Genomic DNA, 20,613 nt, shown 5'->3' with positions numbered 1-20,613 from the left:
CGCTCCTTGCAGTTGCCTCAAGACTCTCCCCGTTTTGCCGCCTCGAACGCCGCCAGCGTCTCTACACGCGCTTGCTTGTGATCGACGATCGGCAGCGGATAGTTCAGCGGGCATCGCTGCTTTTCCGCCCAGCGATGGGGATGATGGATGTCATTGTCGGGCACATCCGCCAGTTCCGGCAACCATTTACGGATAAAAGTGCCTTGTGGATCAAAACGTTCACCCTGGGTGGTCGGGTTGAAGATGCGGAAATACGGCGCGGCGTCGGTGCCGGTGGAGGCCGCCCACTGCCAGCCGCCGTTGTTGGCCGCCAGATCCCCGTCCAGCAATTGCGACATGAAATAGCGCTCCCCGGCGCGCCAGTCGATCAGCAGATCTTTCACCAGAAAACTGGCGCTGATCATGCGCAGCCGGTTGTGCATCCAGCCGGTGGCATTCAGTTGGCGCATGGCGGCATCAACGATCGGATAGCCGGTTTCGCCCCGCTGCCAGGCCTGCAGCTTCGCCGCGTCATCGCACCAGCTCACCTTGTCCGTCCAGGCGATAAACGGCCGATGGCGACACAGCTCGGGATAGGCCACCAGCAGATGGCGGTAGAACTCGCGCCAAATCAGCTCGTTCAGCCAGGCGAAAGCGCCGCTCTCGCGATCTTCCAGCAGCTGCGGGCATTCGGCGCGCAGGCGGTTGAAGCACTGGCGCGGCGACAGCGCACCGATCGCCAGATAGGGCGACAGGCTGCTGGTGCCGGCGAGGGCGGGCAGATCGCGCTGCCGGAGGTAATCCTGCACCTGCTCACGGCAAAAGACGCGCAGCCGCTGCAGCGCGGCCTCCTCACCGGCGGGATAATCACCCCCGATGTCCGCCGCGGGATAATCGAACGCCGCCGGCGCTTCAGGCGCAGGCAACGCGCCATCGGCACGGATCTTCGGCGCCGGCAGGCAGCTCACGTCGGACTCAGTCAGGCGCTGAATGAAGGCGTTGCGAAACGGCGTATAAACCTTGTACATCTCGCCGCCGCCGGTGAGCACGCTGCCCGGCGGCAACAGCAGACTGTCATCAAAACCGTGGCACGTTACCCGTCCATTCAACTGCTGCTCCAGCCGCGCATCGCGTCGCCGTTCATTCAGTTCGTACTGGCGGTTGTAAAATAGCGCGTCCACCTGCTCTCGCCGGCAATACTCCGCCAGCCAGTCGATCGACGCGGCAAAGTCCGTGCCGGCATGGCAATGCAGCGCAATGCCCTTTTGCGCCAGCGCCTGCTGTACCGCCCGCAGGCTGGCGTGGATCAGCGCCGCCTGCCGCGGCGCCATCTCATGTTCCCGCCACTGCTGCGGGGTGGCGATAAACACCGCCAGCACCCGGGCTTTGGGATCGCTGCAGGCAGCGTGCAGCGCTTTGTTGTCGGTGATACGCAGATCGTTACGCAACCAGACCAGATGCGTGGTCATAAAATTCCCTTGTCAATCAATGGCCGTAACGCAAACGCAGCGCCTCCGGATAAGGTTCGAAATAGCGTTGTTCCGCCAAATAACTGTCGGGGTATTCCGCCATGTAATGCTTAAGCAAGGCGATCGGCGCCAGCAGCGGCTGCATGCCCTGCCGGTAGCGGTCGATCAGGTGCGCCAGCTCCTGGCGCTGCGCCGCGCTGAGCTGGCGGCGGAAGTAACCCTGCACGTGCATCAGCACGTTGGTATGGTTGCGGCGCGTCGCCTTGTGCGCCAACAGCGCCATCAGGCGGCTGCGGTACTCCACGGCGAAGTCTTCCAGCGAGTCCCAGCGATGAATGTCGGCGACGAAACGCCCCAGTTCGCGGTACGCCGGCTGCGAATGCGCCAGCAGCGACAGCTTGTAGCGGCTGTGAAACGCGATCAGCCCGCCGCGGGTCAGCCCCTGACGCCATAGCATGTTCAACTCATACAGTGCGTACACTCGCTCGATAAAGTTTTCCCGCAGCGCCGCATCCTGCAAACGCCCATCCTCTTCCACCGGAAGCCACGGCATCTGGCGCAGCAGCTCGGCGGTAAACAGCCCGACGCCGTTTTTACGCGAGTCCTTGCCGTTCTCGCTGTAGACCCGCACCCGCTCCAGGCCGCAGCTCGGCGACTTGGCGCAGACGATGTAACCGCACAAGTGCTGCAACGCGGCCACGCGCTGCGCGGAGAAACTGCGCATCTCCTCGGTCAGATCCACGCCGGCGTCGTTGCTGTAGCGCATCGCCGGCCACGGCTGCGCCTGTTTCACCAGACGCAGCGCCGGGCGCGGCGTGGGCAGGCCGATCGCCATTTCCGGGCAAACGGGCTCAAAGCGCACATAGGGCGCCAACTGTTCCACCGCGAAGGCCAGCCGCTTGTGGCCACCGTCGAAACGCACCGCGTCGCCCAGTAAACAGGCGCTGATGCCGATAGGGATCTTGTCACTCATACCGTTCTCTCGTGGTGTTGGTCGATGAGGAAAGTGTAGAAGAATGGCTTGCCAAATACGACCTTGCGCTGGACGGCAGCGGGCTTGGGGCATAAAAAAACCCCCGCCGCAGGGCGAGGGTTGTTCGTGAGTCGGCAGTGACTCAGTAGAAGTCGCAGGACGCCAGTTCCGCCTGCTGCAGCCAGACCGGTTTATCGCTGGTTTTTGACCAGACGCGGTGCAGGTAGCTGTAAAAACGCCCGCGATCGCTGCGGAACAGCATCACCGGCAGGGCCAAAATGCCCGCGATCACTACTGCGCTGCGGCGCAGGAGAATCCGATGCAGTGAATAAGCGTGATAGGTCGTAGACATGCGAACCTCCTTAAAAACGCCTGCCGTTGATTTGTCAGGGAAAACGGCGTGGGCGTATCAAATGAACAATCGGTAATTTGGTAACTGGACAAAATTTTAGCGCACTTGATGAAAGTTTACTACTCATCCGACCACTAAATCGCACAAAAAATCGCTAATCACCGCGGCGATTCGTAATTTTGTTACAACCAAGTTAATTTTTAACTTAACATTGGTTACGTTGTGGTTATTATCCGGTTCCTGCTTCCACGCCGCTGCCCTTGCTTATTCACTCATCAGGCGCAATCTCGCCGCCAACCTGCTGGTTGAAATGCTCAATTTTTGCTGAAATTTCAGCCATTTTTATACTTTTTTTACACCCGCCCGCGCGATTTTTTCATCTTCTTTCTACCCCGCTCCCTACACTGCCTCTATCAAAAACAACACCTCTGGAGGTGTCCCGTGAGTTTCAGCGTTATTGGTGGTGCGCTGTTGGTTCTGCTGCTGTTGGCCTATCTGGTCTACGCCCTGTTTAACGCGGAGGATTTCTGATGGCGGCTTCAGCCTTTTTACTGATCGCCAGTTTCCTGCTGGTGCTTCTGCTGCTGGCACGGCCGCTGGGCGGTTTTATGGCGCGCCTGATCGAAGGTGAGCCGCTGCCTGCGCTGCGCGCAGTGGAAGCCGGCGTCTGGCGCGCCTGCGGCATCCGCCCCACCGAGATGAATTGGTGGCAGTACGCGCTGGCGATCCTGGCGTTTAACCTGCTCGGCCTGGCGCTGCTGTTCGCCCTGCTGATGGCGCAGGGCTCGCTGCCGCTCAACCCGCAAGGCTTCCCTGGCCTCTCCTGGGATCTGGCGCTCAACACCGCCGTCAGCTTCGTCACCAACACCAACTGGCAAGCCTACAGCGGTGAAAGCGCCCTCAGCTATTTCAGCCAGATGGCCGGGCTGGCGGTGCAGAACTTCGTTTCCGCCTCCACCGGCATCGCCGTGGCCTTTGCGCTGATCCGTGCCTTTACCCGCCGCGCCGGCAAGACCGTCGGCAACGCCTGGGCCGATCTGTTCCGCATCACGCTGTATGTGCTGCTGCCGATCGCGCTGCTGATCGCCCTGTTCTTCGTCAGCCAGGGCACGCTGCAAAACTTCCTGCCTTACCTGCACGTCACCACGCTCGAAGGCGCGCAGCAGACGCTGCCGATGGGGCCGGTCGCCTCGCAGGAAGCGATCAAGATGCTCGGCACCAACGGCGGGGGGTTCTTCGGCGCCAACTCGGCGCACCCGTTCGAAAACCCGACCGTGCTGACCAACTTCGTGCAGATGCTGGCCATCTTCCTGATCCCTTGCGCGCTGTGCTTCTCTTTCGGACAACTGGCCGGTGAAAACCGTCAGGGCCACGCGCTGATCTGGGCGATGGCGCTGATCTTCGTGGTGGCGGTGGTGGTGGTGATGTACGCCGAGCTGGCGGGCAACCCGCACCTGAGCGCGCTGGGCGCCGACAGCAACATCAATATGGAAGGCAAAGAGTCGCGCTTCGGCATTCTCGCCACCAGCCTGTTCTCGGTGGTGACCACCGCCGCGTCCTGCGGGGCGGTTAACGCCATGCACGACTCTTTCACCGCGCTGGGCGGCATGGTGCCGATGTGGCTGATGCAGATCGGTGAAGTGGTGTTCGGCGGCGTCGGCTCCGGCCTGTACGGCATGCTGCTATTCGTGCTGCTGACGGTGTTTATCGCCGGTCTGATGATCGGCCGCACCCCGGAATACCTGGGCAAAAAAATCGACGTTTACGACATGAAGATGACCGCGCTGGCGATCCTGGTCACGCCGGCGCTGGTGTTGCTGGGCAGCGCGCTGGCCATCGGCACCGACGCGGGCCGCGCCGGCATCCTCAATCCGGGCGCCCACGGCTTCAGCGAAGTGCTGTATGCCCTGTCCTCCGCCGCCAACAACAACGGCAGCGCCTTCGCCGGCTTGAGCGTCAATACGCCGTTCTACAACCTGCTGCTGGCCTTCGCCATGTTCGTCGGCCGCTTCGGGGTGATCCTGCCGGTGCTGGCGATCGCCGGTTCGCTGAGCGCCAAGCCACGCCAGCCGGCGGGCAACGGCACCCTGCCGACCTATGGGCCGCTGTTTATCGGCCTGCTGATCGGCACCGTGCTGCTGGTGGGCGCGCTGACCTTCGTGCCGGCGCTGGCGCTGGGCCCGGTGGCCGAGCATTTGCAACTTTGGTTGGCAAACTAACAGACGTCACAGAGAGAGAATAAGAGATGACTCGCAAACAACGCGCGCTGTTTGAACCGGCTCTGGTGCGCACCGCGCTGATCGATGCGGTGAAAAAACTGGACCCTCGCGTTCAATGGCGCAACCCGGTGATGTTCGTGGTGTATATCGGCAGCCTGCTGACCACCGCCATCTGGCTGGCGATCCTCGCCGGCCAAACCGACGGTGCCGCCGCCTTTACCGGCAGCGTCTCCCTGTGGTTGTGGTTCACCGTGCTGTTCGCCAACTTCGCCGAGGCGCTGGCCGAAGGCCGCAGCAAGGCCCAGGCGGAAAGCCTGAAAGGCACCAAGAAAACCAGCTGGGCGAAAAAACTGGCCGGCCCGCGCCGCGACGGCGCCACGGAGAAAGTGGCCGCCGAGAGTCTGCGCAAAGGCGATATCGTGCTGGTGGAAGCCGGCGACACCATTCCGTGCGACGGCGAAGTGCTGGAGGGCGGCGCCTCGGTGGATGAAAGCGCCATCACCGGGGAATCCGCCCCGGTGATCCGCGAATCCGGCGGGGACTTCTCCTCGGTCACCGGCGGCACCCGCGTGCTGTCCGACTGGCTGGTGGTGCAGTGCAGCGTCAACCCGGGGGAAACCTTCCTCGATCGCATGATCGCCATGGTGGAAGGCGCTAAACGCCGCAAAACGCCGAACGAAATCGCGCTGACCATCCTGCTGGTGGCGCTGACCATCGTGTTCGTGTTGGCCACCGCCACCCTGTTCCCGTTCTCGCAATACAGCGTCGAGGCGGCCGGCAGCGGCAGCGTGGTCACCATCACCGTACTGGTCGCGCTGCTGGTTTGCCTGATCCCCACCACCATCGGCGGTCTGCTGTCCGCCATCGGCGTGGCCGGGATGAGCCGCATGCTCGGCGCCAACGTGATCGCCACCAGCGGCCGCGCGGTGGAAGCCGCCGGCGACGTGGACGTGCTGCTGCTGGATAAAACCGGCACCATCACGCTGGGCAACCGTCAGGCTTCGGAGTTCCTGCCGGCGCCGGGCGTGAAGGAACAAGAGCTGGCGGACGCCGCGCAGCTGGCTTCGCTGGCGGACGAAACGCCGGAAGGTCGCAGCATCGTGGTGCTGGCCAAACAGCGCTTTAACCTGCGCGAGCGCGATCTGCAGGCGCTGAACGCCACCTTCGTGCCCTTCTCCGCCCAGACTCGCATGAGCGGCGTCAACGTGCAGGAGCGCATGATCCGCAAAGGCGCGGTGGACGCCATTCGCCGTCACGTCGAAACCAATCAGGGGCACTTCCCGCGGGCGGTGGACGATCTGGTGGAAAGCGTGGCGCGCACCGGCGGCACGCCGCTGGTGGTGGCGGAAGGCGCCCGGGTGCTGGGCGTGGTGGCGTTGAAGGATATCGTCAAGGGCGGCATCAAAGAACGCTTCAATGAGCTGCGCAAGATGGGCATCAAAACGGTGATGATCACCGGCGATAACCCGCTGACCGCGGCGGCGATCGCCGCCGAAGCCGGGGTGGACGACTTCCTGTCGGAAGCCACGCCGGAAGCCAAGCTGGCGCTGATCCGCCAGTATCAGGCGGAAGGCCGTCTGGTGGCGATGACCGGTGACGGCACCAACGACGCCCCGGCGCTGGCGCAGGCCGATGTGGCGGTGGCGATGAACTCCGGCACCCAGGCCGCCAAAGAGGCGGGCAACATGGTCGATCTGGATTCCAACCCGACCAAGCTGATCGAAGTGGTACATATCGGCAAACAGATGCTGATGACGCGCGGTTCGCTGACCACCTTCAGCATCGCCAACGACGTGGCCAAGTACTTCGCCATCATTCCGGCGGCGTTCGCGGCCACCTATCCGCAGCTGAACGCGCTGAACGTGATGCACCTGCACTCCCCCGCCTCCGCCATCATGTCGGCGGTGATCTTCAACGCCCTGGTGATCGTGTTTCTGATCCCGCTGGCGCTGAAAGGGGTGAGCTACAAACCGATGAGCGCCGCGGCTCTGCTGCGCCGCAACCTGTGGCTGTACGGGGTCGGCGGTCTGCTGGTGCCATTCGTCGGCATCAAACTGATCGACCTGATCCTGGTCGCGCTGCACGTCGCCGGTTAACCATTGAGGGAAATGAACATGACGTATTTACGACCTGCGCTGGTGATGTTGATCCTGCTGACGCTGCTCACCGGCATCGCCTATCCGCTGCTGACCACCGGGCTGGCGCAGCTGCTGTTTTCGGGCGCGGCCAACGGTTCGCTGTTGTACCAGGGCGACAAGGCGGTCGGCTCCGCGCTGATTGGCCAGAACTTCACGCGCGCCGACTATTTCTGGGGCCGCCCGTCGGCGACCGGCGATTCAGCCTATAATCCACAGGCCTCCGCCGGCAGCAACCTGGCGGCCACCAACCCGGCGCTGGATAAGGTTATCGCCGAACGCGCGGCGCAGCTGCGCCAGGCCAATCCGGCCATGAGCGGCCCGATCCCGGTGGATCTGCTGACCGCCTCCGGCAGCGGGCTGGATCCGCAGATCTCGACCGCTGCGGCGCGGTATCAGCTGGCGCGGGTCGCGGCGGCACGTCATCTGCCGCCGGAACAGGTCGCCAAACTGATCGAAGACAACACCGATCGGGCCACGCCCAACTTCATGGGCGAATCGGTGGTCAACGTGTTGAAGCTGAACCTGGCGCTGGATGCGTTGAAGTAACGCACCGTATTCAGCATAGTGATAGGGTTCGGCGTGCCGAACCCCTTTTTGCTTGGTAACACAAGGAATTGTCATGGTCGAAGAAGAACAGCAGCGTCCCGATCCCGATAGCCTGCTGGCGCTGGCCAATGAAAAACCGCGCGGCCGGTTGAAGGTATTCTTCGGCGCCTGCGCCGGCGTAGGCAAAACCTACGCCATGCTGCAGGAGGCCCAGCGTTTGCGCGCCCAGGGGCTGGACGTGCTGGTCGGCGTGGTGGAAACCCACGGCCGCAGCGAGACCGCCGCCCTGCTCGACGGCCTGGCGCTGTTGCCGCAAAAGCGCATCCAGCATCGCGGGCGACTGGTGCATGAATTCGACCTCGACGCCGCGTTGGCGCGCCATCCGGCGCTGATCCTGATGGACGAACTGGCGCACAGCAACGCCCACGGTTCGCGCCACCCCAAACGCTGGCAGGATGTGGAAGAGCTGCTGGACGCCGGCATCGACGTGCTGACTACCGTCAACGTACAACATTTGGAAAGTCTGAACGACGTGGTGGGCGGCGTGACCGGCGTGCGGGTGCGCGAAACGGTGCCCGACCACGTGTTTGACGAGGCCAGCGAAGTGGTGCTGGTCGATCTGCCGCCGGACGATCTGCGCCGACGGCTGCACGAAGGCAAAGTGTATATTCCCGGTCAGGCCGAGCGCGCCATCGAGCATTTTTTCCGTAAAGGCAACCTGATCGCCCTGCGCGAGTTGGCGCTGCGCCGCACCGCCGATCGGGTCGATGACCAGATGCGCGAGTTTCGCGACACCCAGGGGCGCGAGAAAGTGTGGCACACCCGCGACAGCATTCTGCTGTGCGTCGGCCACAACAGCGGCAACGAAAAGCTGGTGCGCATCGCCGCCCGGCTGGCGGCGCGGCTCGGCTGCCACTGGCATGCGGTCTACGTGGAAACCCCCAAGCTGCACCGGCTGCCGGAAAACCAGCGCCGCGCCATTCTGCGCGCGCTGCGGCTGGCGCAGGAGCTGGGCGCCGAAACCGCCACCCTGGCCGATCCGTCCGAAGAGCGCGCAGTGCTGCGCTACGCCCGCGAGCATAACCTCGGCAAAATCATCATCGGCCGCCGCAGCGAGCAGCGCTGGAAGCTGCGCGGCAGTTTCGCCGATCGCCTCGGCCGGCTGGGTCCGGATCTCGATCTGGTGATCGTCGCGCTGGACAGCGACGCCGCACAGCCGCCGCCGGGCAAGGAGCACGACGGCCGCAGCTTCAATGAGAAATGGCGCATGCAGCTGCGCGGCTGCGCGGTAGCGGTGGCGCTGTGCGCGCTGATCACCCTGCTCTCGCAGTGGCTGCTGCCGGGCTTCGATCAGGCCAACCTGGTGATGGTCTACCTGCTCGGCGTGGCGATCGTCGCGCTGTTCTTCGGCCGCTGGCCATCGGTGCTGGCGGCGGTGATCAACGTCGCCAGTTTCGATCTGTTCTTCGTTCAGCCCGAATGGTCGTTCGCCGTCAGCGATATGCAGTATCTGCTGACCTTCGGCGTGATGCTCGCCGTCGGCATCATCATCGGCAACCTGACCGCCGGGGTGCGTTATCAGGCCCGGGTGGCGCGCTATCGCGAGCAGCGGGCGCGCCATCTGTACGAAATGTCACGTGGGCTGAGCCGCGCGCTGACCGTGGCCGACATCGCCAACACCAGCCGTCATTTCCTCTCCAGCAGCTTCCAGGCGAAAACCGTGCTGCTGCTGCCGCAGGAAGACGGCCGGCTGCAGCAAATGATCGGCGAGGAAGGCGGGCTGCTGTCGGTAGACGAAGCCATCGCGCGCTGGAGTTTCGATAAAGGCTTGCCGGCCGGCGCCGGCACCGACACCCTGCCCGGCGTGCCTTACCAACTGCTGCCGCTCAATACCCCCAAACAGACCTTCGGCCTGTTGGCGATCGAACCCAACAACCTGCGCCAGCTGATGGTGCCGGAACAACAGCGGCTGCTGCAAACCTTCGCAGTGCTGATCGCCAGCGCGCTGGAACGTCTGCACCTGGCGCGCAGCGCCGAAGAAGCCAAGCTGGACGCCGAACGCGAACAGCTGCGCAACTCGCTGCTGGCGGCGCTGTCGCACGATCTTCGCACCCCGCTGACCGTGTTGTTCGGCCAGGCGGAAATTCTCACGCTGGACCTGGCGGCCGAAGGTTCCAATCACGCCACCCAGGCCAGCCAGATCCGCCAGCAGGTGCTGAGCACCACCCGGCTGGTGAACAACCTGCTGGATATGGCGCGCATCCAGTCCGGCGGTTTCAGCCTGCGTAAAGAGTGGCAGTCGCTGGAAGAGATCGTCGGCGCTTCGCTGCACATGCTGGAGCCGCTGCTCAGCCAGCATCCAATCGAGGTCGATCTGCCGCCGGAACAGATCCTGGTCAACTGCGACGGCAGCCTGCTGGAACGGGTGTTCACCAACCTGTTGGAAAACGCCAATAAATACGCCGGCGCCGAGGCCACCATCGGCATTCGCGCCCGCACGCTGCCCGAGTGGCTGGAAGTCGAGGTCTGGGATAACGGCCCCGGCATCCCCGCCGATCAGCTGCAGCTGATTTTCGACAAGTTTTCACGCGGCAATAAAGAGTCGGCGATCCCTGGCGTCGGCTTGGGGTTAGCGATTTGTCGTGCCATTATTGAAGTGCATGACGGCCGCATCTGGGCGGAAAACGGCGCCAACGGCGGCGCCAGCTTCCGCTTCGTGCTGCCGCTGGAAAAACCGCCCGAGATCGACGGCGACGCCTTCGATCTGTAATCAACGCAGGGGAAACGTGAGCATAACGCCAACCAACATTCTGATTGTTGAAGATGAAAAAGAGATCCGCCGCTTCGTGCGCACCGCGCTGGAGAGCGAAGGCCTGCGGGTGTTTGAAAGTGAAACGCTGCAGCGCGGGTTGATTGAAGCCGGCACGCGCAAACCGGATCTGATCATCCTGGATTTGGGCTTGCCGGACGGCGACGGGCTGAGCTACATCCGCGATCTGCGGCAGTGGAGCGCCATTCCGGTGATCGTGCTGTCGGCGCGCAACGCCGAAGAGGACAAGATCGCCGCGCTGGACGCCGGCGCCGACGACTATCTCAGCAAACCGTTCGGCATCGGTGAGCTGCTGGCGCGGGTGCGGGTCGCGCTGCGTCGCCACTCAGCTAGCCAACAGGAAAGCCCGCTGGTGAGCTTTTCGGCGATTACCGTCGATCTGGTGAATCGCCGGGTGCTGCGCAACGACGAAGATCTGCATCTGACGCCGATCGAGTTTCGTCTGTTGGCGGAGCTGCTGGCCAACGCCGGCAAGGTGATCACCCAACGCCAGCTGTTGAGCCACGTCTGGGGGCCGAACTACGTGGAGCACAGCCACTATCTGCGCATCTACATGGGCCATTTGCGGCAGAAGCTCGAAGCCGATCCGGCCCGGCCCAAACACCTGCTGACCGAAACCGGCGTCGGCTATCGCTTCATGCCTTAACCCCGGAGGGCGCGGTTTGCCGCGCCTTTACGCCGCCGGGCCCTTCTTCAATCCGACCATAAACTCCTTAAACGCCTCGCGCAGCGGAGCGAACACCGGGTGTTTGCGGTTTTCGATCATCACTTCGGAGAACAGCTTCAACCCCACGGCAAAAGCCGCGCTCTGCTCGGGGCCGAAGTTCAGATCGTCACGCGCCCGAATGCGCTCGACGATCTCGAGAATATCGTCGTGGTTGCTCACCTCAAAACTCAGCGGCGCTTTCTCGACGGGATTGCCCTGGCGATCGCTCAGGGCTTCAACGGTAATGTTAAAACGGTGGCCGGGCATCAGTTCTTCTCCTGTTGCGAAGGTTGAATCTGCATTTCGCTTTCGATCGCCGCCACGGCGGTCAGCAACGCGGCGTTGATGCGCTCCACCTGCTGCGGCGTAAGATCGGCGCGCATCACGTTGCCGCGCAGCAGGCTGCGCAGACGGTTCATGGCGTCGTAGATGCCTTCCGCCAGGTTGCCGTGCCGATGACGCTCGCGGCCGGCGCCCGCCAGACGCGCCAGAATGACCTCAACCACCTGTTGATGCTTTTGCAGCTCGCCCTCGCCCGCCGCGGTGATGCGGTAGCTTTTGCGGCCGTTGCCGATGGTGAGCGGTTCGAGGAAATCCTGCTCTTCCAGCAGCGTCAGCGTGGGGTAAATCACCCCCGGGCTCGGCACGTACAGGCCGGATGACGCTTCCTCGATCGCCTTGATCAATTCGTACCCGTGGCTGGGCTTGCGCGCCACCAGCGCCAGCAGCACCAGGCGCAGATCGCCGTGTTCGAACAGACGATGACGCCCGCCCCGGCCGCCGCGCCCACCTCGGCCGTGCTCTTCGCCTTCGCCGCCGAAGTGATGGCGCCCGCCGCGATGACGACGACCCTCTTCGCATTCATGGTGATGATGATGCCGGTGTAAACCTAATCGATGAAACATAAGGTGAGACCTCGCTTTAGTAGGGAACATCAATACGAGGTTGTTTAGATATATCTAAACAGCATCGATAGCGCTAATCTAGATCGATATATCTAAATGCACAAGCGCGTGCCGTGAAAAAGATATATCTAAATAGCGCCCATAAAAAAAGCGCTGTAAAAACAGCGCTTTTTATCAATCAAGAAAAGTGATTACTTGGCGGAAGCCAGCACTTCGCTGACGATCTCGACCGCTTCGTGCTCAATCTTCTCGCGGTGCTCCGCCCCGAGGAAGCTCTCGCAGTAGATCTTGTAAGCCTCTTCGGTGCCGGAAGGACGAGCCGCGAACCAACCGTTGTCGGTCATCACTTTCAGGCCGCCGATCGACGCGCCGTTGCCCGGCGCTGCGGTCAGACGTGCGGTGATCGGGTCCCCGCCCAGCGTACTGGCCTTGACCATCTCCGGCGACAGCTTGGACAGCGCCGCTTTCTGTGCATGGGTTGCCGGCGCCTGGATGCGGTTGTAGCTTGGCGCGCCGAAGCGCTTGGCCAGATCGTCATAGTGATGCTGCGGGTTCTCACCGGTTACCGCGGTGATTTCAGCCGCCAGCAGGCACATGATGATGCCGTCTTTGTCGGTCGACCACGGCTGGCCGTTGAAGCGCAGGAACGAAGCCCCGGCGCTCTCTTCGCCGCCAAAGCCCAGGCTGCCGTCGAACAGACCGTCCACGAACCACTTGAAGCCGACCGGCACTTCCACCAGCTTGCGGCCCAGATCGGCCACCACGCGATCGATCATCGCGCTGGACACCAGCGTTTTACCTACCGCAACATCGGCGCCCCACTGCGGGCGATGCTGGAACAGGTAGTTGATGGCTACCGCCAGATAGTGGTTCGGGTTCATCAGGCCCTTCGGCGTGACGATGCCGTGGCGGTCGTAATCCGGATCGTTGGCGAACGCCAAATCGAATTTGTCGCGCAGCGCCAGCAGGCCGGCCATCGCCGACTCCGACGAGCAGTCCATGCGGATGATGCCGTCGTGATCCAGGTGCATAAAGCGGAACGTCTGATCGATGGAATCGTTCACCAGCGTCAGATCCAGCTTGTAGTGTTCCGCCACCCGCTGCCAATAGGCGATGCCGGAACCGCCGAGCGGATCCACGCCCAGCTTCAGGCCGGCGCGTTGGATGGCCGGCATGTCGACCACCTCCACCAGCCCTTCGACGTAAGGCTGCACCAGATCTTTGGCGTGCAGGTGGCCGCTGTTCCAGGCCTTGTCCAGCGACTGACGCTGCACGCCTTTCAGCTGCTGCGCCAGCAGTTCGTTGGCGCGCTTTTCGATCACCGACGTCAGGTTGGTGTCAGCCGGGCCGCCGTTCGGCGGATTGTATTTGATGCCGCCGTCTTCCGGCGGGTTGTGGGACGGCGTAATGACGATGCCGTCGGCCTGCGCGCCGCCGCGGCGGTTGTGGCACAGAATGGCGTGCGATACCGCCGGCGTTGGCGTGAAGCCGTTGTTTTCCTGCACGATCACATCGACGCCGTTGGCGGTCAGCACTTCCAGCACGGAAATGAAGGCCGGCTCGGACAGTGCATGGGTGTCTTTGCCCACGTAGCACGGGCCGGTAGTGCCTTGCTGATGACGAACTTCGGCGATCGCCTGAGCGATGGCGAGAATGTGCGCTTCGTTGAAGCTGTGGCGCTGCGCGCTGCCGCGGTGGCCGGAGGTGCCAAACTTCACCGCATGTGCGGCATTGCCGGCTTCCGGTTGCAGCACATAGTACTGCGACGTCAGCTGGGCTACGTTGATCAGATCGCTTTGACGGGCGGGCTGCCCGGCACGTGGATTATTCGCCATCGACATATCTCCCTCATCCCTGTCGGTGACCGGGCAAATACGTCGCGCACGGCCATCATGACGGGCTGTTCGCTAAATTAGACGGTACCGCAAACTTTCTCGATCAGTTCCGCCGGGAACTGCATCGCCTGCATGATGTGTTCGATCATGCTGCGTTTGCGGCCGGTATTGGTATTGGTGATCACCCAGTAAGGGGTGCCCGGCACATGCTTCGGCTTGGTATGCGTGCCGTTGGCCAGCAGGGTCTGCTGATCGCCGGCGAAATAGGTGCGGGTACGGCCGGTCAACGCCTCGGTGGCGGCGGCAAAACCGGCGGCATCGAGGGTGTACAGCGTGGACAGCACCAGCATGAAACGGTTGACCGCTTTGTTCTGCTCGGCGTATTCATCCGACAGCAGCAGTTCACGCACGGCGCGTACGCGATCGCGCGGGCGCTGAACCGGCGCCGCTTTTTCCGCTTCGACGGACGGCGACGCACTGGCGGCAGGCAACGCGCGCACCGGCTGACCGGCGGTGAATTTCAACATGCGGCGTAAAATATCGGACGCGCTTTCACCGATGTGTTGCGTGTGGCTGGCAATATAACGGTAAAGCTCTTCGTCGACTTCAATAGTTTTCATCTTTATCCAATACTGTTTTTTCTACTTAGAACCTGAAGCCAGATCCTGCATTCAAGCCATGGGATTATAAGGTTAAAAGCGCTGGGGCGAACACAACAATGTGCCTCCGGACGGCAAATGCAGACTAATACCTATAGCCGGCACTGCCAAGCCCGCGCCGCGAAAATTCCGCATGATTCATCGTGCGATTCAATCATGATACCCTAATCTGAATCTCTCTCAGTATGAACTTCGCCATGAAATTACATTATCAACTGCTGGCCGCCGAGTCAGACGCGCTGCCGGTGCTGCTGATCCACGGGCTGTTCGGCAATCTGGACAACCTGGGCGTGCTGGCGCGCGATCTGCATCAGCGTCACAGCGTAATTAAGGTCGATCTGCGCAACCACGGCCTCTCCCCGCGCGCCGACGAGATGAACTACCCCGCGATGGCGCAGGATCTGCTGGAGCTGCTCGACGAACTGCGGCTTGAGAAAGCGATCGTCATCGGCCATTCGATGGGCGGCAAAGCGGCGATGGCGCTGACCGCCATCGCGCCCGAGCGCGTCGCCAAGCTGATCGTCATCGACGTCGCGCCGGTGAATTACCAGACCCGACGTCACGACGAGATTTTCGCCGCCCTGAAGGCCGTCAGCGCCGCCGGCATCACCCAGCGCCAGGCCGCCGCCCAGCTGATGCGTGATTACCTGCAGGAAGAAGGCGTGATCCAGTTCCTGCTGAAGTCCTTCCATAACGGCGAATGGCGCTTCAACCTGCCGGTGCTGATTGAACGCTATGATGACATCACCGGCTGGCAGGACGTGCCGGCCTGGCCGCACCCGACCCTGTTCATTCGCGGCGGCCTGTCGCCGTACGTGCAGGACAGCTACCGTGCGGACATCGCCCGCCAGTTCCCGCGGGCCCGCGCGCACGTCGTTGCCGGCACCGGCCATTGGGTGCACGCCGAAAAACCGGAGGCGGTGCTGCGCGCCATCCACCGTTTCCTCGACGAAGCCTGAAAAATACGCTCACCTGGTGAAAAAACGCGCTAAAGATAACGGCTTAGCGCGTTTAGCCCGCAGTTAGGCATTGTCGCCGCTCCATCTGCTGGGGTAATATGGCGCGCTATAATTTTGCCGCCGCGCCAGCGCGTTCGCGAACGCCGGGACGGGGGTGAATTTGGGTTAGGGTTTATTGGCCCGAAGTGTGTTAACCGATGCCTCCGGAAGCGTGCGAGCGCTTTTTGATGCAAACTCCCTTGCAGTACCGCTACCTATGGCAAAAGAACAAACGGATCGCACGACGCTGGATCTGTTCGCAGATGAACGCCGTCCGGGGCGCCCGAAAACCAACCCGCTTTCCCGCGATGAACAGCTTAGAATCAATAAGCGCAATCAGTTACGGCGCGATAAAGTGCGTGGATTGCGGCGCGTAGAGCTGAAAATCAACGCGGATGCGGTGGACGCCCTGAACAAACTGGCGGAACAGCGCAACATCAGCCGCAGCGAACTCATCGAGCAGATGCTGTTGGCGCAACTGGCGGAAGAACAGCCGGAACATTGATCTCTTCGGCCGCACGCGCGGCGCGGCGTTAAGGACAACGCCGGATCGACCACGCTTTTCTTCATTCTCCGGCATCGCATAAATGCGATAAAACCCCGGCGCCACTTTCTGGCATGATACGCATTTACCGGCAAGAGACTGCGCCTGTCGGCGCCCGCCCCCGTGGCGAAAGGCTCTTGTCATGGCATCATTTTAATCGGCGTCAGCGGCGGCAGTGCTGGCATCGAGTAATGCAATTACTTGAATTTAAAGGTTATACGCGATATGGCTACTGTAGGCATTTTCTTTGGCAGCGACACTGGCAATACCGAAAACATTGCCAAAATGATCCAGAAAATTCTCCAGAAACAGTTTGGCGACGACGTCTCTGAAGTGCATGACATCGCTAAAAGCAGCAAAGAAGACCTGGAAGGGTTCGATATCCTGCTGCTGGGTATCCCGACCTGGTACTACGGTGAAGCGCAGTGTGACTGGGATGATTTCTTCCCGACGCTGGAAGAAGTCGACTTCAACGGCAAACTGGTGGCGCTGTTCGGCTGCGGCGACCAGGAAGACTACGCGGAATACTTCTGTGACGCGATGGGCACCATCCGCGACATCATCGAACCGCGTGGCGCGGCCATCGTGGGCCACTGGCCGACCAAAGGCTACCACTTCGAGGCCTCCAAAGGCCTGGCGGACGACAACCACTTCATCGGTCTGGCGATCGACGAAGACCGTCAGCCTGAGCTGACCAACGAGCGCGTGGACGCCTGGGTCAAACAAATCGTCGAAGAGCTGAGCCTGGCCGATATCGTCGGCTAAGCCCCGGCACTGGCGAAAGGTTGAACAAAGGCCCTGTAAAGTGCATAGTGTGCCCACAGGGCCGTCATCGGCAGCAGGGATTGCTGCGATAGAAGCTACAGATTTGTAACTTCCCACCCCGTCACGGTAGACTGAGATATCGGTTTATCCCATCCATCAAGGCGTTGCATGCAAAACATGCAATAGTGCAATTATATCTTTGTTAACAACCGGCGGTTTCCATTTAGTACAACCGGTTCTATAATGAGACGCATTAACTCTTTGTGCCGACCGATGCCACAGGCGAGTACGCCTCAACTTGATTAGCATAGTAACAGGACTGAATTCGCATGACCGACAACAACATCGCATTGAAGAAGGCCGGCTTAAAAGTCACGCTTCCGCGACTCAAAATCCTGGAAGTACTGCAAAATCCGGAATGCCATCACGTCAGTGCGGAAGATTTGTACAAAAAACTGATTGATATGGGCGAAGAGATCGGGCTGGCGACGGTTTATCGCGTACTGAACCAGTTTGACGATGCGGGCATTGTGACACGTCACAATTTCGAAGGCGGCAAGTCCGTGTTCGAGCTGACCCAACAGCATCACCACGATCACCTGATTTGCCTGGATTGCGGCAAAGTGATCGAATTCAGCGACGAATCCATCGAAGTGCGCCAGCGTGACATCGCCAAGCAGCACGGCATCAAGCTCACCAACCACAGTCTGTACCTGTACGGCCACTGTGAAACCGGTGACTGTCGCGAAGACGAAACGCTGCACGACAAGAAATAAGCCCTGACCGGCTATGAAAAACCGCCTCACCTTGAGGCGGTTTTTTTATGCCCGCCATGCAGCAGACAAAAAAATCCCCGGACCAGCCGGGGAAAATCATGTCATGAAATACCACAATTGCAGCGGCACTGCGACTCCACGTACTACTCTCACTACAACGTCCGCCCTGCGCCGACACGCGCGGGCGAACGCATTCCCCCTTCGTTATGATGCGGCCCGCCGCCAAAACTGCGGGCCGCACCGCCCTTCTTAGACCTTCTCGGCGCGGCTGTAGCGTTTGCCGTCCGGGCTGACCGAGCGCACCTGTACTTCGCCGGAAACCGCAGGTTTAGCCTTGGCATCATAGCGCTGCCACTGCTTACCGCCGTCGGTGGAGTACTCGATGCCCAACCCCGGCAGCGCGATATTCGCCTCCAGCTTGCCGCCCGCCACGCGAGCGCCCGGCACCGGCAGACGATAAGCCACGCCGCCTTTGTCCAGCTTGGCCAGTTCACGCTGGCCCAGAATATTGGCGAAGCGCAGCCAATCTTTCTCCAGCGTCTTGGTATCGACAAAGTGGGTTTCCCCGCCTTTGTATTCGCGGCCGGCGCGATAGTCCTGCTCCCAACCGGCGCGATGCCAGGCGCGCTCCGCCACCGACAGCGCGCGTGGGAAGATCATGTATTCCATCTGCGGGTCGGTGCGCTGGGTTTCGCTCCACAGCTGAGCGGAAAGTCCATATGCCCCCGGCCACGGCTTGTCGCTCTTGGCGTTGAAGTGGTTGCCGTCTCGGTCAACCGAGGTTTCCGCGTTCTGCGGCATGTTGTCCGGCGCGAAGCTGAACACCTTGCGCTCGTCGCTGAAGCGGGTGCCCCAGTAGTAACCGCGCTCGTCCGGGTTCACCTCGTAAGGGAAGTCCATATAGACGTAGTCCGGGTTGGAGACCACCACTTCATACCCTTTGTTGGCCCAGTCGTTGACGCTGTCGAAACCGCCCCAGTACAGGGTGTCCCAGAAGTTGACCCCCACGCGCGAGGTGGCGAACGCCTTCGAACTCTCGGCGTCTTTCAGGCCGTCTTGCCAGGCCTGCATTCTGTCGATGCCGTGCGCCTTCACCAGCTTGCTGACCTCTTGGCCGAAGTAGCTCGGCAGGTGCTCCATGTCGGCCACTTTGCCCTCTTTGATCATCACCTGGCACACCTGAGACTTGGCCCACGGCTTGTCTTCATTGCTCTGGTCAATGATGCCTTTACCCGGTTCCGGTTTCGCCTTGTCGGTGTAGCCGGCGCCCAGGCGGATGTTTTTCGCTTCGTCGCCGCCAAAGTGCCAGGTCTTAATCGGCTGGCCGGCTTCTTTATGCATCTGGGCAATCTCGCCAATCACCTTGTCGACAAAGCGCTGGGAGGAATCCAGGCACGGGTTCAGGTAACTCTGACGGTTAAAGAACTGCACCGAGGTGGTATTGGAGGTATCGGTCGGATCCACCAGGCGGAACTCGTTGGCCTCCTGCTCTTTGCCGGCGGCATGCAGTTTCTTGTAGCGCGCTTCCATCGAGACCACCGCCGCGCGGGCGTGCGCCGGCATGTCGATCTCCGGGATCACCTCAATCTGGCGCGCCTGAGCGTATTTGATGATGTCGATGTAGTCCTGACGAGTGAAGAAACCGCCGTAGACATCCGGCCCCTGGCCGTACTGCGGCAGCAGGCAGGTGGTTTCGCTCAGATCGTGGCAGCGCTGGCCGCCGACTTCCGTCAACTCAGGCAAGCCGGGAATTTCGATTCGCCAACCTTCGTCATCGCTCAGGTGGAAGTGGAATTTGTTGAGCTTGTAAGCCGCCATCTGATCCAGCAGGCGCAGCACCGCATCCTTCTTATGGAAGTTGCGCGCCACGTCGAGGAAAATACCGCGATACTGGAAGCGCGGCGCATCGCTGGCGTCGAGCGTGGCGATCTTGCCGCTGCCGTCGGTCGGCACTAACGACAGGATAGACTGCAACCCGTAGAACACCCCGGCCTGATCGAAGCCGATCACCCGCGCCTCTTTCTTGCCGATCTTCAGCTCATAAGCGCCCGGCACCGCCATCGCGCCTTTAAACTTGCCCGGCTGGATGTCGGTCTTGATCGGGTAACCGTTGGCCTGAACCGGCACGCCCAGCAGCGCGAAGCGCTGGTTGACGACATCCGCCGCCGGCTTGACCAACGTGCTCAGATCCGGCGATACCCCTTTGCGCAGATCGGCGTCCTGCGCGTGCACTTTCACCTGCATCGGCGTCGGCACGATCTGGCCGCGCAGCGCGCCGGCGGGCAGCGTCTGCAGATCGGCGTTGCTGACAAAACGCGAAGCCGGCGTCATCAGAATATTTTTGTCGTCCTTGGTGCGCTTCCACTGATCGCCGGTAAACGGCGCCACAAACTGATCCAGATTTTCGGTGTCGGTATTCGCCAGCATTTTCGGCTTGGCGTCGCCGGAAGTGGCATACCAGCGGGGCAGGAAGTCGTTTCTGAACAGCTGCCAGTATTCGGCGACCACCGGGATTTCCACCGCCTTACCGGCCGGGAAACCGCTGAATTTGGCGGTCGGCTCCAGCTTGTACAGATCGCCGGTGAGGTGAGCGATCTTGAACTGATCGTTGTCTACCCGCAGAGTCTGGCGCGGGCTGTGGAAATAAATGATCCAGTCTTTGCCGTCGATCGCCTGCCCGTCGTTGCTCAGGGTGAACAACACCCGGTTGCATGAGGCCCAGTCTGCGCCCAGCGCCGCGCAATCCACGCCGTTTTCCCCGGCGCGGTTATCCAGCATTTTCACGTTCAGCTTCAGTTGGCTCAGCTGATCCACCAGCTGTTGATCGGCCATGGCGCTCCCCATGCCGCCCAGGAATCCCATCGTTGCCGTCAAGGCGGCCAGTGCGCTCAGTTTGAATGCGTTCATCTTCTCGTCCTT

General features: G+C 61.6%; 18 protein-coding genes. 10 read left to right on the top strand and 8 right to left on the bottom strand.

From position 1 onward, the window contains the following. Positions 1-17 precede the first annotated feature (17 nt). The 3 genes from phrB to CPH57_RS02735 form a co-directional block, all read right to left on the bottom strand. On the bottom strand, positions 18-1,448 hold the full coding sequence (phrB, locus tag CPH57_RS02745; RefSeq protein WP_096242010.1) for a deoxyribodipyrimidine photo-lyase: 1,431 nt from the start codon (positions 1,446-1,448) through the stop codon (positions 18-20). Between the two features lie 16 nt (positions 1,449-1,464). Further along, complete coding sequence (locus tag CPH57_RS02740) at positions 1,465-2,421, bottom strand: DUF523 and DUF1722 domain-containing protein (protein ID WP_033651168.1); 957 nt, start codon at positions 2,419-2,421, stop codon at positions 1,465-1,467. A 142-nt stretch (positions 2,422-2,563) separates the two neighbouring features. After that, positions 2,564-2,773 (bottom strand): YbfA family protein, encoded by a 210-nt coding sequence (locus CPH57_RS02735; protein WP_004939916.1) that lies wholly within the window; start codon positions 2,771-2,773, stop codon positions 2,564-2,566. Positions 2,774-3,214: 441 nt separating this feature from the next. On the opposite strand from CPH57_RS02735, the gene CPH57_RS24250 reads away from it, so the two are divergent. The 6 genes from CPH57_RS24250 (at position 3,215) to kdpE (ending at position 11,152) form a co-directional block, all read left to right on the top strand. After that, entirely contained in the window at positions 3,215-3,304 is a 90-nt protein-coding gene (locus tag CPH57_RS24250; protein WP_016928742.1) for a K(+)-transporting ATPase subunit F, read from the top strand. Further along, positions 3,304-4,992, top strand: a complete 1,689-nt coding sequence (gene kdpA, locus CPH57_RS02725) for a potassium-transporting ATPase subunit KdpA (RefSeq protein ID WP_072628177.1) — start codon at positions 3,304-3,306, stop codon at positions 4,990-4,992. Before CPH57_RS24250 ends, kdpA begins: the two co-directional genes overlap by 1 nt. 26 nt (positions 4,993-5,018) lie before the next feature. After that, on the top strand, positions 5,019-7,088 hold the full coding sequence (kdpB, locus tag CPH57_RS02720; RefSeq protein ID WP_033642184.1) for a potassium-transporting ATPase subunit KdpB: 2,070 nt from the start codon (positions 5,019-5,021) through the stop codon (positions 7,086-7,088). 18 nt (positions 7,089-7,106) lie between these two features. Further along, a complete protein-coding gene (kdpC, locus tag CPH57_RS02715) occupies positions 7,107-7,676 on the top strand; it encodes a potassium-transporting ATPase subunit KdpC (RefSeq protein ID WP_033642183.1) in 570 nt (189 codons plus the stop codon). A 73-nt stretch (positions 7,677-7,749) separates the two neighbouring features. Beyond that, positions 7,750-10,446 (top strand): two-component system sensor histidine kinase KdpD, encoded by a 2,697-nt coding sequence (gene kdpD / locus CPH57_RS02710; protein ID WP_042783854.1) that lies wholly within the window; start codon positions 7,750-7,752, stop codon positions 10,444-10,446. A gap of 16 nt (positions 10,447-10,462) precedes the next feature. Continuing rightward, positions 10,463-11,152, top strand: coding sequence for a two-component system response regulator KdpE (kdpE, locus tag CPH57_RS02705; RefSeq protein ID WP_033637458.1), 690 nt, complete (start codon positions 10,463-10,465; stop codon positions 11,150-11,152). A gap of 27 nt (positions 11,153-11,179) precedes the next feature. Here kdpE and CPH57_RS02700 read toward each other — a convergent pair whose 3' ends face one another. The 4 genes from CPH57_RS02700 to seqA all read right to left on the bottom strand — a co-directional run bounded on the left by CPH57_RS02700 (position 11,180) and on the right by seqA (position 14,572). Next, entirely contained in the window at positions 11,180-11,479 is a 300-nt protein-coding gene (locus CPH57_RS02700; RefSeq protein ID WP_033642181.1) for a DUF3861 domain-containing protein, read from the bottom strand. Further along, complete coding sequence (locus tag CPH57_RS02695; RefSeq protein WP_096242008.1) at positions 11,479-12,117, bottom strand: PadR family transcriptional regulator; 639 nt, start codon at positions 12,115-12,117, stop codon at positions 11,479-11,481. Before CPH57_RS02695 ends, CPH57_RS02700 begins: the two co-directional genes overlap by 1 nt. 191 nt (positions 12,118-12,308) lie before the next feature. Then, complete coding sequence (pgm, locus tag CPH57_RS02690) at positions 12,309-13,952, bottom strand: phosphoglucomutase (alpha-D-glucose-1,6-bisphosphate-dependent) (protein ID WP_033638690.1); 1,644 nt, start codon at positions 13,950-13,952, stop codon at positions 12,309-12,311. Positions 13,953-14,029: 77 nt separating this feature from the next. Then, a complete protein-coding gene (seqA, locus tag CPH57_RS02685; protein ID WP_033651164.1) occupies positions 14,030-14,572 on the bottom strand; it encodes a replication initiation negative regulator SeqA in 543 nt (180 codons plus the stop codon). A gap of 224 nt (positions 14,573-14,796) precedes the next feature. Here seqA and ybfF point away from each other — a divergent pair, with 224 nt between their 5' ends. The 4 genes from ybfF to fur all read left to right on the top strand — a co-directional run bounded on the left by ybfF (position 14,797) and on the right by fur (position 17,694). Beyond that, positions 14,797-15,570, top strand: coding sequence for an esterase (gene ybfF, locus CPH57_RS02680; protein WP_096242007.1), 774 nt, complete (start codon positions 14,797-14,799; stop codon positions 15,568-15,570). A gap of 256 nt (positions 15,571-15,826) precedes the next feature. Next, on the top strand, positions 15,827-16,114 hold the full coding sequence (gene ybfE, locus CPH57_RS02675; RefSeq protein WP_004939936.1) for a LexA regulated protein: 288 nt from the start codon (positions 15,827-15,829) through the stop codon (positions 16,112-16,114). A gap of 264 nt (positions 16,115-16,378) precedes the next feature. Next, positions 16,379-16,918 carry a flavodoxin FldA gene (gene fldA, locus CPH57_RS02670; protein ID WP_004939938.1) on the top strand — a complete coding sequence of 180 codons (540 nt, stop codon included), beginning with the start codon at positions 16,379-16,381 and terminating at the stop codon, positions 16,916-16,918. 329 nt (positions 16,919-17,247) lie between these two features. Beyond that, on the top strand, positions 17,248-17,694 hold the full coding sequence (gene fur / locus CPH57_RS02665; RefSeq protein WP_019454058.1) for a ferric iron uptake transcriptional regulator: 447 nt from the start codon (positions 17,248-17,250) through the stop codon (positions 17,692-17,694). A 249-nt stretch (positions 17,695-17,943) separates the two neighbouring features. Here the strand turns inward: fur and CPH57_RS02660 are convergent, their stop codons facing one another. Further along, positions 17,944-20,601: a beta-N-acetylhexosaminidase gene (locus CPH57_RS02660; protein ID WP_047572350.1), complete on the bottom strand. Its 2,658-nt coding sequence runs from the start codon at positions 20,599-20,601 to the stop codon at positions 17,944-17,946. Positions 20,602-20,613: the final 12 nt, after the last annotated feature.

Origin of the sequence: Serratia sp. JKS000199, from assembly GCF_900215455.1 — a bacterium.
In the GTDB taxonomy this organism is placed as follows: domain Bacteria; phylum Pseudomonadota; class Gammaproteobacteria; order Enterobacterales; family Enterobacteriaceae; genus Serratia; species Serratia ureilytica.
This window is presented reverse-complemented; position numbering and strand designations above follow the sequence as displayed.

Bases quoted from the DNA above. Each gene is read 5' to 3' on its own strand.
- phrB (WP_096242010.1), bottom strand. From the start codon at position 1,448: ATGACCACGCATCTGGTCTGGTTGCGTAACGATCTGCGTATCACCGAC.
- CPH57_RS02740 (WP_033651168.1), bottom strand. From the start codon at position 2,421: ATGAGTGACAAGATCCCTATCGGCATCAGCGCCTGTTTACTGGGCGAC.
- CPH57_RS02735 (WP_004939916.1), bottom strand. From the start codon at position 2,773: ATGTCTACGACCTATCACGCTTATTCACTGCATCGGATTCTCCTGCGC.
- kdpA (WP_072628177.1), top strand. From the start codon at position 3,304: ATGGCGGCTTCAGCCTTTTTACTGATCGCCAGTTTCCTGCTGGTGCTT.
- kdpB (WP_033642184.1), top strand. From the start codon at position 5,019: ATGACTCGCAAACAACGCGCGCTGTTTGAACCGGCTCTGGTGCGCACC.
- kdpC (WP_033642183.1), top strand. From the start codon at position 7,107: ATGACGTATTTACGACCTGCGCTGGTGATGTTGATCCTGCTGACGCTG.
- kdpD (WP_042783854.1), top strand. From the start codon at position 7,750: ATGGTCGAAGAAGAACAGCAGCGTCCCGATCCCGATAGCCTGCTGGCG.
- CPH57_RS02700 (WP_033642181.1), bottom strand. From the start codon at position 11,479: ATGCCCGGCCACCGTTTTAACATTACCGTTGAAGCCCTGAGCGATCGC.
- CPH57_RS02695 (WP_096242008.1), bottom strand. From the start codon at position 12,117: ATGTTTCATCGATTAGGTTTACACCGGCATCATCATCACCATGAATGC.
- pgm (WP_033638690.1), bottom strand. From the start codon at position 13,952: ATGGCGAATAATCCACGTGCCGGGCAGCCCGCCCGTCAAAGCGATCTG.
- seqA (WP_033651164.1), bottom strand. From the start codon at position 14,572: ATGAAAACTATTGAAGTCGACGAAGAGCTTTACCGTTATATTGCCAGC.
- ybfF (WP_096242007.1), top strand. From the start codon at position 14,797: ATGAACTTCGCCATGAAATTACATTATCAACTGCTGGCCGCCGAGTCA.
- ybfE (WP_004939936.1), top strand. From the start codon at position 15,827: ATGGCAAAAGAACAAACGGATCGCACGACGCTGGATCTGTTCGCAGAT.
- fldA (WP_004939938.1), top strand. From the start codon at position 16,379: ATGGCTACTGTAGGCATTTTCTTTGGCAGCGACACTGGCAATACCGAA.
- fur (WP_019454058.1), top strand. From the start codon at position 17,248: ATGACCGACAACAACATCGCATTGAAGAAGGCCGGCTTAAAAGTCACG.
- CPH57_RS02660 (WP_047572350.1), bottom strand. From the start codon at position 20,601: ATGAACGCATTCAAACTGAGCGCACTGGCCGCCTTGACGGCAACGATG.